At 67.3% G+C, this 22,095-nt stretch carries 17 protein-coding genes; 1 reads left to right on the top strand and 16 read right to left on the bottom strand.

Annotation, left to right across the window (positions count from 1 at the left end):
* Nucleotides 1-11: 11 nt before the first annotated feature.
* Complete coding sequence (locus ACZ7L7_RS09450; protein ID WP_471591767.1) at nucleotides 12-1,370, top strand: carbohydrate-binding protein; 1,359 nt, start codon at nucleotides 12-14, stop codon at nucleotides 1,368-1,370.
* A 69-nt stretch (nucleotides 1,371-1,439) separates the two neighbouring features.
* Here the strand turns inward: ACZ7L7_RS09450 and ACZ7L7_RS09445 are convergent, their stop codons facing one another.
* The 16 genes from ACZ7L7_RS09445 to secE all read right to left on the bottom strand — a co-directional run bounded on the left by ACZ7L7_RS09445 (nucleotide 1,440) and on the right by secE (nucleotide 22,035).
* Nucleotides 1,440-1,772 (bottom strand): cupin domain-containing protein, encoded by a 333-nt coding sequence (locus ACZ7L7_RS09445; protein WP_093720393.1) that lies wholly within the window; start codon nucleotides 1,770-1,772, stop codon nucleotides 1,440-1,442.
* Between the two features lie 86 nt (nucleotides 1,773-1,858).
* The gene (gene gdhA / locus ACZ7L7_RS09440; protein ID WP_453608813.1) at nucleotides 1,859-3,229 is read right to left on the bottom strand and encodes an NADP-specific glutamate dehydrogenase; all 1,371 of its coding nucleotides are present in this window, start codon (nucleotides 3,227-3,229) and stop codon (nucleotides 1,859-1,861) included.
* Between the two features lie 255 nt (nucleotides 3,230-3,484).
* Complete coding sequence (tuf, locus tag ACZ7L7_RS09435; RefSeq protein ID WP_067283932.1) at nucleotides 3,485-4,678, bottom strand: elongation factor Tu; 1,194 nt, start codon at nucleotides 4,676-4,678, stop codon at nucleotides 3,485-3,487.
* A 225-nt stretch (nucleotides 4,679-4,903) separates the two neighbouring features.
* Nucleotides 4,904-7,030, bottom strand: a complete 2,127-nt coding sequence (fusA, locus tag ACZ7L7_RS09430; protein ID WP_285510618.1) for an elongation factor G — start codon at nucleotides 7,028-7,030, stop codon at nucleotides 4,904-4,906.
* 39 nt (nucleotides 7,031-7,069) lie between these two features.
* On the bottom strand, nucleotides 7,070-7,540 hold the full coding sequence (gene rpsG / locus ACZ7L7_RS09425; protein ID WP_003998848.1) for a 30S ribosomal protein S7: 471 nt from the start codon (nucleotides 7,538-7,540) through the stop codon (nucleotides 7,070-7,072).
* A 2-nt stretch (nucleotides 7,541-7,542) separates the two neighbouring features.
* Nucleotides 7,543-7,914 (bottom strand): 30S ribosomal protein S12, encoded by a 372-nt coding sequence (rpsL, locus tag ACZ7L7_RS09420; protein WP_003948652.1) that lies wholly within the window; start codon nucleotides 7,912-7,914, stop codon nucleotides 7,543-7,545.
* A gap of 310 nt (nucleotides 7,915-8,224) precedes the next feature.
* The gene (locus tag ACZ7L7_RS09415) at nucleotides 8,225-8,692 is read right to left on the bottom strand and encodes a DUF1707 and DUF4190 domain-containing protein (protein WP_453609164.1); all 468 of its coding nucleotides are present in this window, start codon (nucleotides 8,690-8,692) and stop codon (nucleotides 8,225-8,227) included.
* A 316-nt stretch (nucleotides 8,693-9,008) separates the two neighbouring features.
* A complete protein-coding gene (locus ACZ7L7_RS09410; protein WP_453609161.1) occupies nucleotides 9,009-12,923 on the bottom strand; it encodes a DNA-directed RNA polymerase subunit beta' in 3,915 nt (1,304 codons plus the stop codon).
* Nucleotides 12,924-13,017: 94 nt separating this feature from the next.
* Nucleotides 13,018-16,503: a DNA-directed RNA polymerase subunit beta gene (rpoB, locus tag ACZ7L7_RS09405; protein WP_285510621.1), complete on the bottom strand. Its 3,486-nt coding sequence runs from the start codon at nucleotides 16,501-16,503 to the stop codon at nucleotides 13,018-13,020.
* A gap of 578 nt (nucleotides 16,504-17,081) precedes the next feature.
* Complete coding sequence (gene rplL, locus ACZ7L7_RS09400) at nucleotides 17,082-17,471, bottom strand: 50S ribosomal protein L7/L12 (protein WP_093720402.1); 390 nt, start codon at nucleotides 17,469-17,471, stop codon at nucleotides 17,082-17,084.
* A 114-nt stretch (nucleotides 17,472-17,585) separates the two neighbouring features.
* Entirely contained in the window at nucleotides 17,586-18,116 is a 531-nt protein-coding gene (gene rplJ / locus ACZ7L7_RS09395; protein ID WP_093720403.1) for a 50S ribosomal protein L10, read from the bottom strand.
* 308 nt (nucleotides 18,117-18,424) lie between these two features.
* Complete coding sequence (locus ACZ7L7_RS09390) at nucleotides 18,425-19,291, bottom strand: SCO4651 family lipoprotein (protein ID WP_471591769.1); 867 nt, start codon at nucleotides 19,289-19,291, stop codon at nucleotides 18,425-18,427.
* 165 nt (nucleotides 19,292-19,456) lie between these two features.
* Nucleotides 19,457-20,182 carry a 50S ribosomal protein L1 gene (rplA, locus tag ACZ7L7_RS09385; RefSeq protein ID WP_093720405.1) on the bottom strand — a complete coding sequence of 242 codons (726 nt, stop codon included), beginning with the start codon at nucleotides 20,180-20,182 and terminating at the stop codon, nucleotides 19,457-19,459.
* 76 nt (nucleotides 20,183-20,258) lie between these two features.
* Entirely contained in the window at nucleotides 20,259-20,693 is a 435-nt protein-coding gene (rplK, locus tag ACZ7L7_RS09380; RefSeq protein WP_028805116.1) for a 50S ribosomal protein L11, read from the bottom strand.
* A gap of 157 nt (nucleotides 20,694-20,850) precedes the next feature.
* Nucleotides 20,851-21,666 carry a transcription termination/antitermination protein NusG gene (gene nusG / locus ACZ7L7_RS09375; RefSeq protein WP_285510623.1) on the bottom strand — a complete coding sequence of 272 codons (816 nt, stop codon included), beginning with the start codon at nucleotides 21,664-21,666 and terminating at the stop codon, nucleotides 20,851-20,853.
* 81 nt (nucleotides 21,667-21,747) lie between these two features.
* Nucleotides 21,748-22,035, bottom strand: coding sequence for a preprotein translocase subunit SecE (gene secE / locus ACZ7L7_RS09370; RefSeq protein ID WP_285510624.1), 288 nt, complete (start codon nucleotides 22,033-22,035; stop codon nucleotides 21,748-21,750).
* Nucleotides 22,036-22,095 lie beyond the last annotated feature (60 nt).

The raw sequence follows: 22,095 nt of genomic DNA, 5'->3' as shown, positions 1-22,095 counted from the left end.
GGAGACCACCCATGCTCCACAGACTGTGCACGGGGGCGGTGGCGGCCGCCGCGCTGCTCGTGGCCGGGCTCAGCGGCTCCGCGAGCGCCGGTACCGAACCGTCCCCGTCCACCGCGCCCACCGCCGCGCAGACCCTGAAGTCCGCCGAGGCTCCACCCGCCCTCGTCGACGCCATGCGCCGTGACCTGGGCATCGACACCCGGCAGGCCTACGCCCGGCTCGCCAACGAGGCCGAGGCGGGCGCTGTCGCGGGACGGCTGCGCGCCGCGCTGGGCGCGGACTTCGCCGGCGCCTGGGTGCGCGGCGCCGAGTCGGAGACGGTGACCGTGGCGACGACCGACCGCGCCGACATACCGGCGATCGAGGCGCGGGGAGCCACCGCGAGGCTCGTCCGCCACTCCCTGGCCGACCTGGACGCGGCCAAGGCCCGCCTGGACCGTACGGGGGCCACCGCCGACACCCCGGTCTGGTACGTCGACGTACGCGGCAACGCCCTGGTGGTGGAGGAGTCCCGCCCGGGCGCCGCCCGCGCCCTGCTCTCGGCGGCCGGGGTGGACAGCGCCCTCGCGAAGGTCGTCCGCACCTCCGAACTCCCGCGCCCGCTCTACGACTTGAGGGGCGGGGACGCGTACTACATCGGCAGCGGCTCGCGCTGCTCGATCGGCTTCCCCGTCACCCGCGGCACCCAGCACGGCTTCGCCACGGCCGGTCACTGCGGCCGGGCGGGCAACAGCACCACCGGCTCCAACCGGGTCGCCCAGGGCACCTTCCAGGCATCCGTCTTCCCCGGCAGCGACATGGCGTGGGTGGCGGTCAACAGCAACTGGACGGCGACGCCCACCGTCGTCGGCTCCGCCGTCCAGGTCGCCGGGTCGACGCAGGCCGTAGTGGGCGCGTCCGTGTGCCGCTCCGGGTCCACGACGGGCTGGCACTGCGGCACGGTCCAGCAGCACAACACCAGCGTGACCTACCCCGAGGGCACCATCACCGGCGTCACCCGGACCTCGGTGTGCGCCGAACCCGGCGACTCCGGCGGCTCGTACATCTCCGGCAGCCAGGCCCAGGGCGTCACCTCGGGTGGCTCGGGCAACTGCCGCACCGGCGGGACGACGTACTTCCAGCCGATCAACCCGATCCTGCAGTCCTACGGCCTCACCCTGAAGACCACCTCCAGCGGTCCCGGTGACCCGGGCGACCCGGGCGACCCGGGCGACCCGGGCGAGCCCGGCGGCACCTGGTCGGCCGGCACCGTCTACCAGGCGGGCGCCACGGTGACCTACGGCGGCGCGACCTACCGCTGCATCCAGGGCCACCAGGCCCAGCAGGGCTGGGAGCCCCCGAACGTCCCGGCGCTCTGGCAGCGCGTCTGAGACGGATCCGGCCCCGGGCACGCCACGTCGGCGCCCCCGGGGCCGTTCGCCGTCCGGAGCCTGCCCGGTTCAGTCCCCCTTCGCCACCGTGAGGATCACCGCCGCGTCCTCCAGGGCCTGAAGCGCGTGGCGAGCCGGGGGGATGGCGATGAGGTCGCCGGTACGGCCCTCCCACTCGGCATCAGCGCTGGTGAGACGGACGCGGCCGCGCAGCACGAGCAAGGTGGCCTCGCCGGGGCTGTCGTGCTCGGCCAGGCTGGTGCCCGCGGTCAGCGCGAGCAGGGTCTGGCGCAGGGTGTGTTCATGGCCGCCGTAGACGGTGGTGGCGCTGCGGCCGTTGGGTGCGGCGGCGGCGCGTTCCAGCTGCTCGCGGGCGAGGGCGTCGAGGGAGAGCTTCTGCATGCTCTTCAGCTTTCCCGGACGGGCCGGCGGTCACCAGGGCCATGTGGGGCACGGGGGACCGTCTGCGCCCGTGCCCCGCGAGCGCCTCAGATAAGGCCCTGCGCCAGCATCGCGTCCGCCACCCGCTCGAACCCGGCGATGTTCGCGCCGGTCACATAGTCGCCGGGGGCGCCGTAGCGCTCGGCGGTCTGGGCGCAGGTGGTGTGGATGTCGGTCATGATGCGGGCCAGCTCCCGCTCGACCTGCTCGGACTTCCAGGAGGTGCGCGAGGCGTTCTGTGTCATCTCCAGCGCGCTGACCGCGACCCCGCCCGCGTTGGCGGCCTTGCCGGGGCCGAAGGCGACTCCGGCCTGCTGGAACAGCCGTACGGCCTCGGGGGTCGTCGGCATGTTCGCGCCCTCGGAGACCGCCTTCACGCCGTTGCGGATCAGGGCGGTGGCGTCGTCCGCGTTCAGCTCGTTCTGCGTGGCCGACGGCAGGGCGACGTCCGCGGGGACCTCCCACACCCGTCCCCCGGGCACGAACCGCGCGGAGGCGCCCCGGCGCTCGGCGTACGCGCTCACCCGGCCGCGTTCGACCTCCTTGACCTGGCGCAGCAGCTCCACGTCGATGCCCTTGTCGTCGACGACGTAGCCGCCCGAGTCGGAGCAGGTGACGGGGTTGGCGCCGAGGGCCGCGAGCTTGGCGATGGCGTGGATCGCGACATTGCCGGAACCGGAGACGACCGCGGTCTGCCCCTGGAGGTCCTCGCCGCGGGCGCGCAGCATGGCCTCGGCGAACAGCACATTGCCGTATCCGGTCGCCTCGGGGCGGATCAGCGAGCCGCCCCAGCCTGCGGCCTTGCCGGTGAGCACGCCGCCCTCCCAGCGGTTGGTGATCCGCCGGTACTGGCCGAAGAGGTAGCCGATCTCGCGGGCGCCGACGCCGATGTCACCGGCCGGGATGTCGGTGTACTCGCCGATGTGCCGGTACAGCTCCGTCATGAAGGACTGGCAGAAGCGCATGACCTCGGCGTCGCTGCGGCCCTGCGGGTCGAAGTCGCTGCCGCCCTTGCCGCCGCCGATACCGAGCCCGGTCAGCGCGTTCTTGAAGATCTGCTCGAAGCCGAGGAACTTGACGATCCCCAGGTTCACGGAGGGGTGGAAGCGCAGGCCCCCCTTATAGGGGCCGAGGGCGCTGTTGAACTCGACCCGGAAGCCCCGGTTGACCTGCACCCGGCCCTGGTCGTCGTGCCACGGCACCCGGAAGATGATCTGCCGCTCCGGCTCGACCAGCCGCTCGACCAGGCCAGGTTCCGCGTACTCGGGCCGCTCCCCCAGCACCGGAGCGAGCGTCTCCAGCACCTCGCGTACGGCCTGGTGGAACTCGGGCTCCGCCGGGTTGCGGCGCTCGACCTCGGCGCGCAGCCGGTCGAGCGAGACGGACGCGCTCTTCGACACGGAGGCGCTCTTCGACATGGGTGTCACCACAGGGTTCCCTTCTGGCACTGCTGCATCCCTCCACGGATGCACAGAGGTACGCAGGAACCGCGCCGGACGCTCGGCGCGATCGCCGGCGACCGAATCCCATGGTGCCCCCATGCAAGCTTTAAAACCAAAAGGATCAAGCCGTAAACCTGTCGGCCGGGGGCAGGCAACGCGAAGGGGCCCGTACGACCGAAGTCGTACGGGCCCCTCGCAAGAGACCTACCGGTCAGCCCTGTCGGACCAAGATCACTTCGTGATCTTGGTGACCTGGCCGGCGCCCACGGTCCGGCCACCCTCACGGATGGCGAACTTCAGGCCCTCTTCCATGGCGACGGGCTGGATGAGCTCCACCTTCATCTCGGTGTTGTCACCCGGCATGACCATCTCGGTGCCCTCGGGGAGGGTCACCACGCCGGTCACGTCCGTCGTACGGAAGTAGAACTGCGGACGGTAGTTGTTGAAGAACGGCGTGTGGCGGCCACCCTCGTCCTTGGAGAGGATGTAGGCCTGCGCCTCGAACTCGGTGTGCGGGGTGACCGAGCCCGGCTTGATGATGACCTGGCCGCGCTCGACGTCCTCGCGCTTGATGCCGCGGAGCAGCAGACCGACGTTCTCACCGGCCTGGCCCTCGTCGAGCAGCTTGCGGAACATCTCGATGCCGGTGACCGTGGTGGAGGTCTTCTCCGGCTTGATGCCGATGATGTCGACGGTCTCGTTGACCTTGAGGACACCACGCTCGATACGGCCGGTGACGACCGTACCGCGACCGGTGATGGTGAAGACGTCCTCGATCGGCATCAGGAACGGCTTGTCGACGTCGCGCTCCGGCTCCGGGATCGACTCGTCGACGGCCTTCATCAGGTCCAGGACCGACTGGCCCCACTCCTTGTCGCCCTCAAGCGCCTTCAGAGCGGAAACCTTGACGACCGGGACGTCGTCGCCCGGGAACTCGTACTCGGAGAGCAGCTCACGGACCTCGAGCTCGACGAGCTCCAGGATCTCCTCGTCGTCCACCATGTCGGCCTTGTTCAGGGCGACGACGATGTACGGAACGCCGACCTGGCGGGCCAGGAGCACGTGCTCCTTGGTCTGCGGCATCGGGCCGTCGGTGGCGGCGACCACGAGGATGGCGCCGTCCATCTGGGCGGCACCCGTGATCATGTTCTTGATGTAGTCCGCGTGACCGGGGCAGTCGACGTGGGCGTAGTGACGGGTCTCCGTCTGGTACTCGACGTGCGCGATGGAGATGGTGATACCGCGCTGGCGCTCCTCAGGAGCCTTGTCGATCTGGTCGAACGCCGAGGCCTCGTTCAGGTCCGGGAACGCGTCGTGCAGCACCTTGGTAATGGCGGCCGTGAGGGTCGTCTTACCGTGGTCGATGTGACCGATGGTGCCGATGTTGACGTGCGGCTTAGTCCGCTCGAACTTCGCCTTCGCCACTGGGGTCCTCCTGTGGAGTGGTTCTGAACGCCTTGCTTCATCGGCGCCAGGTGATCTTTGCTGGACTGCATTCCCCGGGGGACAACCCCCGGACCCCCGGCCGGCAGACCTGGGGCCTCGGCTGGAAAGTCACTGCGAGGAACGCGGATGCCCGCCGCCGGGAGACCCGGGTGTCCGAAAACTCCCGGCGGACAGGACAAGCCTAAAGCGTGTGAACGCGGTGCGTTACTCGCCCTTGGCCTTCGCGATGATCTCCTCGGCGACGTTCCGCGGAACCTCGGCGTAGGAGTCGAACTGCATGGAGTAGCTGGCGCGGCCGGACGTCTTGCTGCGCAGGTCGCCGACGTAGCCGAACATCTCCGAGAGGGGCACGAGGCCCTTCACGACGCGGGCACCGGCCCGCTCCTCCATGGCCTGGATCTGGCCACGGCGGGAGTTGATGTCGCCGATGACCTCACCCATGTAGTCCTCGGGCGTGGTGACCTCGACGGCCATCATCGGCTCAAGGAGCACAGGGCTGGCCTTGCGCGCGGCCTCCTTGAAGGCCTGCGAACCGGCGATCTTGAACGCGAGCTCGGAGGAGTCGACCTCGTGGTACGCACCGTCGTGCAGGATGACGCGCACGCCGGTCATCTCGTAGCCCGCGAGGATGCCGAACTGCATGGCCTCCTGGCAGCCGGCGTCCACCGAAGGGATGTACTCCTTCGGGATACGACCACCGGTCACCTTGTTCACGAACTCGTACGAGGCGTCGCCGCCCTCAAGGGGCTCGATGCCGATCTGCACCTTGGCGAACTGACCGGTACCACCGGTCTGCTTCTTGTGCGTGAAGTCGACGCGCTCGACGGCCTTGCGGATCGTCTCGCGGTACGCGACCTGCGGCTTGCCGACGTTGGCCTCGACCTTGAACTCACGGCGCATACGGTCGACCAGCACCTCAAGGTGCAGCTCGCCCATACCACCGATGATGGTCTGGCCGGTCTCCTCGTCCGAGTGGACCTGGAAGGAGGGGTCCTCCTCCGCGAGACGCTGGATGGCGACACCCAGCTTCTCCTGGTCACCCTTGGACTTGGGCTCGATGGCGACCTGGATGACCGGCGCCGGGAAGTCCATGGACTCCAGGATCACCGGCTGCTTGTCGTCGCACAGCGTCTCACCGGTCGTGGTCTGCTTCAGACCCATCACGGCGATGATGTCGCCGGCGCCCACCGAGTCGATCTCCTCACGCTTGTTCGCGTGCATGCGGTAGATCTTGCCGATGCGCTCCTTCTTGCCCTTCACGGAGTTCAGCACCTGGGTGCCGGACTCCAGACGGCCGGAGTACACACGGACGAAGGTGAGCTTGCCGAGGTGCGGGTCGCTCATGATCTTGAACGCCAGCGCCGACAGCGGCTCCTCCTCGGAGGGCTTGCGCTTCACGACCTCCTCGGGGTCGTTCACCGCGTGGCCCTCGATGGCCTCGATGTCGAGCGGGGAGGGCAGGTAGCGGACCACCGCGTCGAGCAGGGGCTGGACGCCCTTGTTCTTGAACGCGGTACCACAGAACACCGGGGTGACCGTGGTCTCGCTGGACTTGCCGGAGGCGATCGTGATGCGGCGGATGGCCGCGTACAGCTGCTCCTCGGAGGGCTCCTCGCCCTCCAGGTACAGCTCCATGATCTCCTCGTCGTTCTCCGCGACGGCCTCAAGGAGCTTGCCGCGCCATTCCTCGGCGGCCTCGGTGTGCGTGGCCGGGATGTCGACGATGTCGTACATCTCGCCCTTGGTGGCCTCGGCGGACCAGACCAGCGCCTTCATGCGGACCAGGTCCACGACGCCCTTGAAGTCGGCCTCGGCACCGATCGGCAGCTGCATGACGAGCGGCTGCGCACCCAGACGGTCGCTGATCATGTCGACGCAGCGGTGGAACTCCGCGCCGGTACGGTCCAGCTTGTTGACGAAGCAGATACGCGGAACGCGGTAACGGTCCGCCTGACGCCACACCGTCTCGGACTGGGGCTCAACGCCGGCGACACCGTCGAACACCGTCACGGCACCGTCGAGCACGCGCAGCGAACGCTCCACCTCGACGGTGAAGTCGACGTGGCCCGGCGTGTCGATGATGTTGATGGTGTGGTCGACGTTCTCCAGCGGCCAGTGGCAGGTGGTGGCAGCAGAGGTGATCGTGATGCCACGCTCCTGCTCCTGCTCCATCCAGTCCATGGTGGCGGCGCCGTCGTGGACCTCACCGATCTTGTACGAAACGCCGGTGTAGAACAGGATCCGCTCGGTGGTGGTCGTCTTGCCCGCGTCGATGTGGGCCATGATCCCGATGTTGCGGACCTTGGCCAGGTCAAGCGAAGTGGTAGCCATAAGGCTTCAGTCTTCTCTCGGTCTCGATGGGGTCTGCGACTACCAGCGGTAGTGCGCGAAGGCCTTGTTGGACTCGGCCATCTTGTGCGTGTCCTCGCGCTTCTTCACAGCGGCACCGAGGCCGTTGGAGGCGTCGAGGAGCTCGTTGAGCAGACGCTCGGTCATGGTCTTCTCGCGACGGGCGCGGGAGTAACCGACCAGCCAGCGCAGCGCCAGGGTGTTGGCACGGCCGGGCTTGACCTCGACCGGGACCTGGTAGGTGGCGCCACCGACACGGCGGGACTTGACCTCAAGGGTCGGCTTGATGTTCTCAAGAGCGCGCTTGAGCGTGATGACCGGGTCGTTGCCGGTCTTCTCGCGCAGGCCCTCCATGGCGCCGTAGACGATGCGCTCGGCGGTGGAGCGCTTGCCGTTCAGCAGCACCTTGTTGATCAGGGAGGTCACCAGAGGAGAACCGTAGACCGGGTCGATGATGACCGGGCGCTTCGGGGCGGGGCCCTTACGAGGCATTCTTACTTCTCCTTCTTGGCGCCGTAGCGGCTGCGGGCCTGCTTGCGGTTCTTGACACCCTGGGTGTCGAGGGAACCGCGGATGATCTTGTAGCGAACACCCGGCAGGTCCTTCACACGGCCACCACGCACGAGCACGATGGAGTGCTCCTGCAGGTTGTGTCCCTCACCCGGAATGTAAGCGGTGACCTCGATCCCGCTGGTCAGACGCACACGCGCGACCTTACGCAGGGCCGAGTTCGGCTTCTTCGGGGTGGTCGTGAACACACGCGTGCACACGCCGCGCCGCTGAGGCGAACCCTCAAGTGCGGGCGTCTTGTTCTTTTCGACCTTGTCCTGCCGGCCCTTGCGGACCAGCTGCTGGATCGTAGGCACTACTTCTCCGGTTTCTGTGTGCCGATGGGTACAGCTAACCTGGAACGTTGCCGACCCACGCGGTCGGGTGTGTCGAATCCGGCAGACTCCCGCCGCATGGCGAAAAGGGCGCAGATTACGGTGGCCGATGGAGGCTCGCCATGCGGTCTGAAGGCACGCACGAGAGCCAGGGCACACCCCAGGCACAAGGTCTGAGCGTACCTACCTCATTCGCTGCGGTCAAAACAAATGGACCGCGCCGGGGATCACCGGACCGAGCATGTCAAGCCCCCGGGTGGAAGCTGATCTTCCCCGGCGCCCCGGGCCTCGCTCAGCCCGCCGCGATTCCGGCGATGATCCCGAGCGTCAGCACCAGCGCCCACCCCGCCGCGGACATCCAGCCGAGCACCAGACCGGTCAGCGCCAGCCCGTCCCCGCCCTCACCGGTGCGGCGGATCTCGGCGCGCGCGGAGTGCCCGAGGGCGATGGCCGGTATGCCGGTCAGCCCGAGGCTGAACAGGCTCAGCACCCCGCACACGGCCGCCGCGATGGCCTGGCCGTTGGTCGGGCGGTGCGGTACGGGGACGTAGTGCGCCGGGCCGTACACCACAGGCGGCGCCTGGTAGGCCACAGGACCGTTGGGCAGGTCCGCGACGAGCAGACCCAGCTCCCCCACCGTCCGGGCCGCGTACGCCCGCGCCACGCGCTTCTCGAACTCCGGCTGCTCCAGCCGCCCTTCGGCGAACCCGGCCCGCAGCACGTCCACGGCCCGCTCCCGGTCGGCGTGCGAGGCGAGCATGACGGACGCACCCCCGGGCGCACCCCCGGGGACGACCCCACCCGGCCCCTTCCACGGCTGGGGCGCCCCGCCCCCTTGCCCCGGCGGCCACGGCTGCCACGACGGCTGTGTCATGGAGCACCCACCTCCCCCGTCCTTTCGCGCTCCCCCCATCATGCGCCGACCCGGCATTCCGGGCACAGTGCACGCACCCCGGAGAAAACCCGGAGGTGTCCCACAACACGCGGGCGCACCCCCTAGTGGTTCCAGTCGTCGGCTCCGGGAACGCCGAAGGGCGGCCACCCGATGGGTGACCGCCCCTCATACGGACGCTCGCTTACTGGTTGTACGGACCGTAGTCGTAGTCCTCCAGCGGAACGGCCTGGCCGGAGCCGGTGCCGAACGGCGAGTAGTCGATGTCGTCGTAGCCGACGGCCGAGTACATCGCGGCCTTGGCCTCCTCGGTCGGCTCGACCCGGATGTTGCGGTAGCGGGACAGGCCCGTACCGGCCGGGATGAGCTTACCGATGATGACGTTCTCCTTGAGGCCGATGAGCGAGTCGGACTTGGCGTTGATCGCCGCGTCCGTGAGGACTCGCGTCGTCTCCTGGAAGGACGCCGCCGACAGCCAGGACTCCGTGGCCAGCGAGGCCTTGGTGATACCCATGAGCTGCGGACGACCGGAGGCCGGGTGACCGCCCTCCTGGACCACACGACGGTTCTCCTGCTCGAACTTCGAGCGCTCGACCAGCTCACCGGGCAGCAGCTCGGCGTCGCCGGACTCGATGATCGTCACACGGCGCAGCATCTGCCGGATGATGATCTCGATGTGCTTGTCGTGGATCGACACACCCTGCGAGTTGTAGACCTTCTGGACCTCGCCGACCAGGTGGACCTGGACGGCACGCTGACCCAGGATGCGCAGCACGTCGTGCGGGTTGGTGGCACCCACGGTGAGCTGCTGGCCCACCTCGACGTGGTCGCCCTCGCGGACCAGGACCTTGGCGCGCTTGGAGATCGGGAACGCCGTCTCGTCGCTGCCGTCGTCCGGGGTGACGACGATCTTCTTGGTCTTCTCGGTCTCCTCGATCCGCACGCGGCCGGAGGCCTCGGAGATCGGGGCGACACCCTTCGGGGTACGGGCCTCGAAGAGCTCGACGACACGCGGCAGACCCTGGGTGATGTCGTCACCGGCCACACCACCGGTGTGGAAGGTACGCATCGTCAGCTGGGTACCGGGCTCACCGATGGACTGGGCGGCGATGATGCCGACCGCCTCACCGATGTCGACCAGCTTGCCGGTGGCCAGCGAGCGGCCGTAGCACATGGCGCAGGTGCCGACGGCGGACTCGCAGGTCAGGACCGAGCGGGTCTTGACCGTCTGGACGCCGTGCCGGACCAGCTCGTCGATGAGCACGTCGCCGAGGTCGGTACCGGCCGGGGCCAGCACCTTGCCGTCGACCACGATGTCCTCGGCGAGGCAGCGCGCGTACACGGAGGTCTCGACGTTGTCCGCCTTGCGCAGCACGCCGTCCGCACCGCGCTCGGCGATGTCGAGCTTGAGGCCGCGGTCGGTGCCGCAGTCCTCCTCGCGGATGATGACGTCCTGCGAGACGTCCACCAGACGACGGGTCAGGTAACCCGAGTCGGCGGTACGCAGGGCGGTGTCCGCCAGACCCTTACGGGCACCGTGCGTGGAGATGAAGTACTCCAGCACCGACAGACCCTCACGGAACGACGCCTTGATCGGACGCGGAATCGTCTCGTTCTTCGCGTTCGACACCAGACCACGCATACCGGCAATCTGACGCATCTGCATCATGTTGCCTCGTGCACCCGAGTTCACCATCATGAAGATCGGGTTGGTCTTCGGGAAGTTGTCGTTCATCGCCTCGGCGACCTCGTTGGTCGCCTTGGTCCAGATCTTGATGAGCTCCTGCGTGCGCTCGTCCTTGGTGATCAGACCGCGCTCGTACTGCTTCTGGACCTTCTCGTCCTGCGCCTCGTAGCCCTTGACGATCTCCTTCTTCGCCTCGGGAACGACGACGTCGGAGATGGCGACGGTGACACCGGAACGGGTCGCCCAGAAGAAGCCGGCCGCCTTCAGGTTGTCGAGCGTCGCCGCCACGATGACCTTCGGGTAGCGCTCGGCGAGGTCGTTGACGATCTCGGAGAGCTGCTTCTTGCCGACCTCGTAGTCGACGAACGGGTAGTCCTCGGGCAGCAGCTCGTTGAAGAGCGCACGGCCCAGCGTGGTCTTCAGCCGGAAGCTGTCACCCTGCTGCCACTCCCCTTCCCCGATGCGATCGTCCCCCTCCTCCTGCGCCGGCGGGGTCCAGCCGCGCGGCGGGATGGTGCCGACCGGGAAGCGGATGTCGATCTTCGACTGGAGCGAGAGCTCGCCCGCGTCGAAGGCCATGATCGCCTCGGCGACGGAGGAGAAGGAGCGGTCCTCACCCTTGACGTCCCGCATCTCGCCGTCGGTGGTGAGGAAGAACAGACCGAGGACCATGTCCTGGGTCGGCATCGTCACCGGACGGCCGTCGGCGGGCTTGAGGATGTTGTTCGAGGACAGCATCAGGATGCGGGCCTCGGCCTGCGCCTCCGCGGACAGCGGCAGGTGCACGGCCATCTGGTCACCGTCGAAGTCCGCGTTGAACGCGGTGCAGACGAGCGGGTGGATCTGGATGGCCTTGCCCTCGACCAGCTGCGGCTCGAAGGCCTGGATGCCGAGGCGGTGCAGGGTGGGAGCACGGTTCAGCAGCACCGGGTGCTCGGCGATGACCTCTTCGAGGACGTCGTACACGACCGTGCGGCCGCGCTCCACCATGCGCTTGGCGCTCTTGATGTTCTGCGCGTGGTTCAGGTCGACCAGGCGCTTCATCACGAACGGCTTGAACAGCTCCAGCGCCATCGCCTTCGGCAGACCGCACTGGTGCAGCTTCAGCTGCGGACCGACGACGATCACGGAACGCGCGGAGTAGTCCACACGCTTACCGAGCAGGTTCTGACGGAATCGACCCTGCTTGCCCTTCAGCATGTCGCTGAGGGACTTCAGCGGGCGGTTACCGGGACCGGTGACCGGACGGCCGCGACGGCCGTTGTCGAAGAGGGCGTCAACAGCCTCCTGAAGCATGCGCTTCTCGTTGTTGACGATGATCTCGGGCGCGCCGAGGTCGAGGAGCCGCTTCAGACGGTTGTTCCGGTTGATCACACGGCGGTACAGGTCGTTCAGGTCGGAGGTCGCGAAGCGGCCACCGTCCAGCTGCACCATCGGACGCAGGTCCGGCGGGATGACCGGGACGCAGTCGAGGACCATGCCCTTGGGGCTGTTGGAGGTCTGCAGGAAGGCGGACACGACCTTCAGCCGCTTCAGCGCACGGGTCTTCTTCTGGCCCTTGCCGGTACGGATGATCTCCCGGAGCCTCTCGGCCTCCTCCTCCAGGTCGAAGGACTCCAGGCGCTTCTGCAGCGCCGCGGCACCCATCGAGCCGTCGAAGTACGTGCCGAAGCGGTCACGCAGCTCGCGGTAGAGGAGCTCGTCGCCCTCCAGGTCCTGGACCTTGAGGTTCTTGAACCGGGTCCACACCTCGTCCAGGCGGTCGATCTCGCGCTGCGCACGGTCGCGCAGCTGCTTCATCTCGCGCTCGGCGCCCTCGCGCACCTTGCGGCGCACATCGGCCTTGGCGCCCTCGGCCTCAAGCTCGGCGAGGTCCGCCTCCAGCTTCTTGGCGCGGGCCTCAAGGTCGGCGTCCCGGCGGTTCTCGATCTGCTGCCGCTCGACCGAGACATGCGCCTCCAGGGAGGGCAGGTCGCGGGTACGACGCTCCTCGTCGACGTACGTGATCATGTACGCCGCGAAGTAGATGACCTTCTCCAGGTCCTTCGGGGCGAGGTCGAGCAGGTAGCCCAGACGCGACGGAACGCCCTTGAAGTACCAGATGTGCGTGACGGGGGCGGCCAGCTCGATGTGGCCCATCCGCTCGCGGCGCACCTTGGCGCGGGTCACCTCGACGCCGCAGCGCTCACAGATGATGCCCTTGAAGCGGACGCGCTTGTACTTGCCGCAGTAGCACTCCCAGTCCCGGGTGGGACCGAAGATCTTCTCGCAGAAGAGCCCGTCCTTTTCCGGCTTGAGCGTGCGGTAGTTGATGGTCTCGGGCTTCTTGACCTCGCCGTGGCTCCACTGACGGATGTCGTCAGCGGTGGCCAGGCCGATCCGGAGCTCGTCGAAGAAGTTGACGTCGAGCACTATGCGTCAATCCCTCTCAGGGTCGTAAGTCTTTGGGTCTGATACGGGGGTCCAGGGGCCGGCGGCCTCATGGGGTGAGGCCGCCGGACTCCCGTCAGACCTCTTCGACGCTGCTCGGCTCGCGCCGGGACAGGTCGATGCCGAGCTCCTCCGCAGCGCGGAAGACATCCTCGTCGGTGTCACGCATTTCGATGGACATACCGTCGCTGGACAGCACCTCCACGTTCAGGCACAGGGACTGCATCTCCTTGATGAGCACCTTGAAGGACTCGGGGATGCCGGGCTCGGGGATGTTCTCGCCCTTGACGATGGCCTCGTAGACCTTCACGCGGCCGGTGACGTCGTCGGACTTGATGGTCAGCAGCTCCTGGAGGGCGTACGCGGCGCCGTAAGCCTCCAGCGCCCACACCTCCATCTCGCCGAAGCGCTGGCCACCGAACTGAGCCTTACCACCCAGCGGCTGCTGGGTGATCATGGAGTACGGACCGGTCGAACGGGCGTGCAGCTTGTCGTCGACCAGGTGGTGCAGCTTCAGGATGTACATGTAGCCGACCGAGATCGGGTCCGGGAACGGCTCACCCGAGCGGCCGTCGAACAGCCGCGCCTTGCCGGACGGCAGGACCATGCGGTCACCGTCGCGGTTCGGGACGGTGTGCTCCAGCAGACCGGCGAGCTCGTCCTCGCGGGCACCGTCGAAGACCGGGGTGGCCACGTTGGTACGCGGCTCCACGCGGTCCGCGCCGATCGCCTGCAGGCGCTGGGCCCACTCGTCGGCGAGGCCGGAGACGTCCCAGCCCTGGCTGGCGAGCCAGCCGAGGTGGATCTCCAGAACCTGTCCCGGGTTCATTCGGGACGGCACACCCAGCGGGTTGAGGATGATGTCGACCGGGGTGCCGTCCTCCAGGAACGGCATGTCCTCGATCGGCAGGATCTTCGAGATAACACCCTTGTTGCCGTGACGGCCGGCGAGCTTGTCACCGTCGGTGATCTTGCGCTTCTGCGCGACGTAGACGCGGACCAGCTGGTTCACGCCCGGCGGCAGCTCGTCGCCCTCCTCGCGGTCGAAGACGCGCACACCGATGACCTTGCCGGTCTCGCCGTGCGGCACCTTCAGCGAGGTGTCACGGACCTCACGGGCCTTCTCACCGAAGATCGCGCGCAGCAGGCGCTCCTCGGGGGTCAGCTCGGTCTCACCCTTCGGGGTGACCTTGCCGACGAGGATGTCACCGGCGATGACCTCGGCACCGATACGGATGATGCCGCGCTCGTCGAGGTCGGCGAGGACCTCCTCGGAGACGTTCGGGATGTCCCGGGTGATCTCCTCGGGGCCGAGCTTGGTGTCACGGGCGTCGACCTCGTGCTCCTCGATGTGGATCGAGGAGAGGACGTCGTCCTGCACGAGGCGCTGCGACAGGATGATCGCGTCCTCGTAGTTGTGACCCTCCCACGGCATGAACGCGACCAGCAGGTTCTTGCCGAGCGCCATCTCACCGTTCTGGGTGGCCGGACCGTCGGCGAGGACCTGGCCCTCGATGACGCGGTCGCCCTCGTTGACGATGACCTTCTGGTTGACCGAGGTGCCCTGGTTGGAGCGGGCGAACTTGGCCAGGCGGTACGTGATGTACGTGCCGTCGTCGTTGGCGGTGGTGATGTAGTCCGCGGAGACCTCCTGGACCACACCGGCCTTCTCGGCCTTGACCACGTCGCCGGCGTCGACCGCGGAGCGGTACTCCATGCCGGTGCCGACGAGCGGCGCCTCGGACTTAATGAGCGGCACGGCCTGGCGCATCATGTTCGCGCCCATGAGGGCACGGTTGGCGTCGTCGTGCTCAAGGAAGGGGATCATGGCGGTCGCGACCGACACCATCTGGCGCGGCGAGACGTCCATGTAGTCCACGTCCTCGGGGCCGACGTAGTCGACCTCGCCGCCACGGCGGCGGACCAGCACGCGGGCCTCGACGAAGCGCATGTCGTCACCGAGGGTGGCGTTGGCCTGCGCGATGACGAACCGGTCCTCCTCGTCGGCGGTCAGGTAGTCCACCTCGTCGGTGACCTGGCCGTCGACGACCTTGCGGTACGGGGTCTCGACGAAACCGAACGCGTTGACCCGGCCGTAGGAGGCGAGCGAGCCGATCAGACCGATGTTCGGGCCTTCCGGCGTCTCGATCGGGCACATACGGCCGTAGTGCGAGGGGTGCACGTCACGGACCTCGAAGCCGGCCCGCTCACGGGAGAGACCACCCGGGCCAAGAGCCGACAGACGGCGCTTGTGGGTGAGACCCGACAGCGGGTTGTTCTGGTCCATGAACTGCGACAGCTGGCTGGTGCCGAAGAACTCCTTGATGGAGGCGACGACCGGCCGGATGTTGATCAGGGTCTGCGGCGTGATCGCCTCGACGTCCTGCGTGGTCATGCGCTCGCGGACGACGCGCTCCATACGGGCCAGGCCGGTACGGACCTGGTTCTGGATGAGCTCGCCGACGCTGCGCAGACGACGGTTGCCGAAGTGGTCGATGTCGTCGGTCTCGACGACGATCGTCTGACCGCTGTCGCCGACCGTCTCGGTCTCGCCCGCGTGCAGCTTCACCAGGTACTTGATCGTCGAGATGATGTCCTCGACGGTCAGGATGCCCGCGTCCAGCGGGGCGTCCGCGCCCAGCTTCTTGTTGACCTTGTAGCGGCCGACCTTGGCGAGGTCGTAGCGCTTGGGGTTGAAGTACAGGTTCTCCAGCAGCGTCTGCGCGGCCTCACGCGTGGGGGGCTCGCCCGGACGCAGCTTGCGGTAGATGTCGAGCAGCGCGTCGTCCTGGCCCTGGGTGTGGTCCTTCTCCAGGGTGGCGCGCATGGACTCGTACTCGCCGAACTCCTCAAGGATCTGCTCGGTCGTCCAGCCGAGCGCCTTGAGCAGGACAGTGACGGACTGCTTGCGCTTGCGGTCGATACGGACACCGACCATGTCGCGCTTGTCGATCTCCATCTCCAGCCAGGCACCCCGGGACGGGATGATCTTGGCCGAGAAGATGTCCTTGTCGGACGTCTTGTCGATGGAGGAGTCGAAGTAGACACCGGGCGAGCGGACCAGCTGCGACACCACGACACGCTCGGTGCCGTTGATGACGAAGGTGCCCTTGTTGGTCATGAGCGGGAAGTCGCCCATGAAGACCGTCTGGGACTTGATCTCGCCGGTCTCGTTGTTGGTGAACTCCGCCGTCACGAAGAGCGGGGCGGCGTACGTGAAGTCGCGCTCCTTGCACTCGTCGATGCTGTTCTTCGGCGGCTCGAAGCGGTGGTCGCGGAAGGTCAGCGACATCGACCCGGAGAAGTCCTCGATCGGAGAGATCTCCTCGAAGATCTCCTCCAGACCGGACTTGGTGGGGACGTCCTGACCTGACTCCAGAGCCGCCTCGACCCGACTCTGCCAAGCGGTGTTCCCGAGCAGCCAGTCAAAGCTCTCGGTCTGCAGCGCGAGCAGGTTGGGAACCTCAAGGGGCTCCTTGATCTTTGCAAAGGAGATGCGCAGCGGGGCGGTGCTGGCGCCGTTGTTCGTATTCGCGGTCGAGGCAGTGCGCGAGGCGGCCAAGAGGGGGTCCTTCCGAGGGCTCGGACTCACTACGCGCGTACCGGCCCCTCTCCGGCACACAGGGACAGGTTTCCCCTTTTGGCCGTTTGGCCAGGTCAGGGATGGTCCGGTCGTCTGTGCTCAGGTGAGGGCATGCCCCTGGTGACGGGCAGGGGACAGCTAACAGGCAGCGCAAAGGGTCAGTGTAGCCACTTGGCACACTGATGTCCAGTGCGGGTTTTTCGCGACCCTTGTTGTACTCAACGCCCTCGGCATGCCCGCCCTCGATGCACGTTGATACTGCCCTCTTCGTCGTCGATCCATGCCTCGGATTCGGACCGTTGTGACGACGCGTCCTGAGAATTGCGCGCTGCGTGCGGTTCGTCAAGGCCCCCCTTGGCAGAACCGGGGCGGCCGGAGACACGACGAAGATCACCATACCCCCCGGAACCCGAGGTGCAAGGGAACCGCGGCCCGCCCCCCGGGAACGACGAAGAGCGACCACCCGGATGGATGATCGCTCTTCGGTGTGCTCGCGTTACAGCCCCTCAGGGGACCGTAATCAGCTCGCAATCGAGTCCGTGCGGACCCGTGAGGTCTTACTTGACCTCGACGGAGGCACCGGCGCCCTTGAGGGCCTCGGCGGCCTTGTCAGCGGCCTCCTTGTTGACCTTCTCCAGGACCGGCTTCGGGGTGCCGTCGACCAGGTCCTTGGCCTCCTTCAGACCGAGCGAGGTCAGCTCACGCACGACCTTGATGACCTGGATCTTCTTGTCGCCGGCGCCGGTGAGGATGACGTCGAACTCGTCCTTCTCCTCAGCGGCCTCGGCGGCGGCGCCACCAGCGGCACCACCGGCGACGACGACCGGCGCGGCAGCGGCGGCGGTGACGTCGAACTTCTCCTCGAACGCCTTCACGAACTCGGAGAGCTCGATGAGGGTCATCTCCTCGAACTGCGCGAGCAGGTCTTCCTGGCTGAGCTTCGCCATGATGGCGGTCCTTCCACTAAATCGGCAGGTGCCGGATGTACTGGGTGAGGCGGGCGTACGTCGGCCCGCTGTGGTCTCCGCGATCAGGCCGCGGCGACCAGTGTGCGAGCCGAATTACTCGGCACCGCCCTGCTCGTCCTGCTTGGCACGGAGCGCGTCCACGGTGCGGACGAGCTTCGAGGGCAGGGCCTGGAAGACGGAGGCAGCCTGGGACTGCTTCGCCTTGAAGGCACCGGCCAGCTTGGACAGCAGAACCTCGCGGGACTCAAGGTCCGCAAGCTTCTTGATCTCATCGGCAGACAGCGCCTTGCCGTCAAGGACACCGCCCTTGATGATGAGATTCGGGTTCTCCTTGGCGAAGTCACGAAGACCCTTCGCCGACTCCACCGGGTCACCGGTGACGAAGGCGACGGCCGTCGGACCAGCGAAGAGCTGGTCGTCCAGCGTGATCCCGGCCTCGTTGGCCGCAATCTTGGTCAGCGTGTTCTTCACCACGGCGTACTGGGCGTTCTCACCGAGCGAACGACGCAGCGTCTTGAGCTGCGCCACGGTGAGACCGCGGTACTCGGTCAGCACGGCGGCGTTGGAGCTGCGGAACTTGTCCGTCAGCTCGGCAACCGCGGCAGCCTTGTCGGGCCTCGCCATAGAGCCTCGGCCTCCTTCCGGGTGATTCGGACCGCGCGGACCCGAAGGAGGACTGGGTAAAACGAAACGCCCCGGCGCAGGCGCACGGGGCGTAGCTCGACCGTCATGGAGAACCATGCGGGAGCAACTTCCACAGTCACCTGCGCGGGTCGTCCGCCGTTCAGCGGATCCTTCGGCCACCGTGCCCTCTTGCGAGCGCACGGCAACGACCAGCGGTCTTTGGCTTCTGTAGGAGAGTACGCGACCGGATCGCCGCGGGGCAAATCCGGTCGGGGCGTCCTCGGCCGTCCCGCTCCGGGGAGCGTGGCTCAGCTGTTCTCCAGCTCGCTCATCGCCTCGGCCAGGTCGAAGGTGTCCTTGGCGGGCGGCGCCTTGACGGTGACGGGCTTGTTGTAGTCGACGAAGGTGATGGTCAGGTCGAGCGGGCCGTCCTTGCCCTCGCCCTTCATGCGGAACTGCTTGGTGTGGTCATCGCCGTCGATCCACGTGTCCATCGTGAACTCGTCGATGCCCATCTCCTCGTACTGCTCAAGGCTCTTCTCTCGCTTCTCGCGCGTCTTCTTGTCCTCCTTCTTGAAGGAGGCGCGCAGGGCGTCGAGCGTCACGGTGCCTTGGTAGTGGGTGGTCTCGACACCCTCGACCTTCTCGGTGCCGATCTCCTTCACGTCCTCGGCGCCGGTGAGGAAGGTGGACTCGGTGGCCGGGTTCTGCTCGGCCGCGTCGGCTCCGGGGGCGGCACCGAGCTGGTCGTCCCCGAGCGCGGACAGGTCGAACTTCATCCAGCTCTTGCCGTCCATCTCCTTGGCCATCTCGGCGTTGCCGCCGATGTACATGGCCTTGTCGACGAGCCGGATCTCCACGGAGCCGTCGGCGCCCTGGTCGAGAGCCGTCATCTTCATGCTCATCGCCAGCTCGGGCTCCATGCTCATGGACGCCTCGGCCTTGATGCGGCCCTCCTTGGGCACCTCGCCCTTCATGCGGTAGCGCAGGGACGTGATGTCGTCGGAGTTCTTCGCGGCCTTCGCGACGGCGGCCGCGGGAGACATCTTCGGGGACTCCCCGCCCTCCCCCTTGGACTCGCTGGAACAGCTCACCGCGCCCGCGGCGAGGGCCACGGCGGCGAAGCCGGCGCCGATGGTGCGGACGCGCGCGTGGCGGCGTACGGAAGTCCCCATTGATTTCCCCCATGAAATGGAATGTATGAGCGATACACAGAGTCGCGAGCCTATCCGATCAAGGGGGAAGCGGTCGTCTCAATTCCGTACCAACGAAAAGGGCCGGAAAAACGGGAACGGGCCCCGCACCTCGGAAGGTGCGGGGCCCGTTCAGGCCTCGGGCGCTCAGACGGCGGCCGGGTCCTCCTCGACGAGGAGGTTGCGGGTGCGGTTCGGGTCGACCGGAATGCCGGGGCCCATCGTGGTGGTGATGGCGGCCTTCTTGATGTAGCGACCCTTGGCGGCGGACGGCTTCAGACGGAGGATCTCCTCCAGGGCCGCGCCGTAGTTCTCCACCAGCTTGGTGTCGTCGAAGGACACCTTGCCGATGATGAAGTGCAGGTTCGAGTGCTTGTCGACGCGGAACTCGATCTTGCCGCCCTTGATGTCGTTGACAGCCTTGACGACGTCCGGCGTGACGGTGCCGGTCTTCGGGTTCGGCATCAGACCACGCGGACCGAGCACGCGGCCGAGGCGGCCGACCTTGCCCATGAGGTCCGGGGTGGCGACGACGGCGTCGAAGTCCAGACGGCCCTTCGACACCTCGTCGATGAGCTCGTCGGCGCCGACGATGTCGGCGCCCGCGGCACGAGCGGCCTCGGCACGGTCACCGGTCGCGAAGACCAGGACCCGGGCGGTCTTACCGGTGCCGTGCGGGAGGTTCACGGTGCCACGGACCATCTGGTCGGCCTTGCGCGGGTCGACACCCAGGCGGAAGGCGACCTCGACGGTGCCGTCGAACTTGGTCGTGGAGGTCTCCTTGGCGAGACGGACGGCCTCAAGCGGGGCGTAGAGCTTGTCCCGGTCGACCTTGGCGTCCGCAGCGCGGAGAGACTTGCTGCGCTTGCTCACTACTGCTCCTGATGTGTGCTGAGGAGTTGTGGTCCGGGCCGAGCAGGCCCTGCCACTACTGCTGGAAGGTTGGGGTTCAGCCCTCGACCGTGATGCCCATGGAACGGGCGGTGCCGGCGATGATCTTCGCGGCGGCGTCCAGGTCGTTGGCGTTGAGGTCGGGCATCTTGGTGGTGGCGATCTCGCGGACCTGCGCCTCGGTGATCTTGGCGACCTTGGTCTTGTGCGGCTCGCCGGAGCCCTTCTCCACGCCCGCGGCCTTGAGGATCATCTTGGCGGCCGGCGGAGTCTTGGTGATGAAGGTGAAGGAGCGGTCCTCGTAGACCGTGATCTCCACCGGGATGACCCAACCGCGCTGCGACTCGGTCGCGGCGTTGTAGGCCTTGCAGAACTCCATGATGTTCACGCCGTGCTGACCCAGCGCGGGGCCGACCGGCGGAGCCGGGTTGGCGGCACCGGCCTGGATCTGGAGCTTGATGAGCCCCGTGACCTTCTTCTTCTTGGGAGGCATAGCTCTCCGGGTCCTTTCGATTCGGGTCCTGCCCGCCTCCGGGGACCACCCGGACGCAGGCATACCGCACAACGATAACGGGTATAGATGCGCGGCCAAAAACCGAGCAGGTCAGGCGCTCGCCTGACCTGCTCGGAAGCTGTGAATCCGGAAGGTGTCAGTTCTTCTGGATCTGGTCGAAGCTCAGCTCGACCGGGGTCTCGCGACCGAAGATCTCCACCAGACCCTTGACCTTCTTGGAGTCGGGGTTGATCTCGTTGATGGTCGCCTGCAGCGTGGCGAACGGGCCGTCGGTGACGGTGACCGAGTCGCCGACCTCGAAGTCCAGCACCTGGACCTCGACCTTGCGCTGCGGAGCGGGCTTGCCCTCGGCCTCGGCGGCCTCGCGGGCGGCCTTCTCCTCGGCCTCCGGGGCGAGCATCTTGACGATCTCGTCCAGGGTCAGCGGGTAGGGGTCGTAGGCGTTGCCCACGAAGCCGGTGACACCGGGGGTGTTGCGGACGACGCCCCAGGACTCGTTGGTGAGGTCCATACGGACCAGGACGTAACCCGGCAGCTTGTTCTGCTTGATCGTCTTGCGGTCGCCGTTCTTGATCTGGACGACCTCTTCCTGCGGCACCTCGGCCTGGAAGATGTAGTCCTCGACGTTCAGCGAGACGGCGCGCTGCTCCAGGTTCGTCTTCACCCGGTTCTCGTAACCGGCGTAGGTGTGGATGACGTACCACTCGCCGGGCAGGGTGCGCAGTTCCTCGCGCAGGGCGGCGACGGGGTCCACCGGTTCGGCCGGCTCCTCGTCGGCCTCCTCGGCCTCGCCCTCGGCGTCCTCGGCCGCCTCCTCCGCCTCTTCCTCGGCGGTGTCGGCGTCGGCAGCCTCGACCTGGTCCAGGTCCTCGTCCGCGCCCTCGACGCTGTCGAGCTCGCCTTCGACAGTCTCGTCGGGCTCGATGGCGTCGTTCAGGTTCTGGTCAGACACGGTGGCTGCTTCTTCCTGGATACATAGGGGTGGAACATGCGAAAAGGGGCGCCGGTAACCGCGGCGCCCTTCGCTCCTGGCTCAGCCGAAGACGTACTTGGCGGCGTGGTCGAGCCCATAGTCAATCACGGTCACCAGGCCGATCATGATGACGACGAAGACAATCACCACGGTCGTGTAAGTCGTCAGCTGACTGCGCGTCGGCCAGACGACCTTGCGGAGTTCGGCGACGACCTGCCGGTAGAAGAGGGCAAGGCGCTTCAGCGGGCCCTTCTTGGCACGCTTGCCGCCCTTGCGGGTCTTCTTCTTCGAATCCGGCGCCTCGTCCTGGGCATCAGGCATGTCGATGGAGCCCACGGCGTCCGTCACTCGTCCTCACCTGATTCCGGGTCGTGGCCGTGCCGCGCCCGGTCTGAGCCGCACGGCGGT

The organism is Streptomyces sp. NPDC110618 (genome assembly GCF_055657065.1).
The sequence above is the reverse complement of the archived record's forward strand: the minus strand, read 5'-3'. Positions and strand labels throughout refer to the sequence as shown.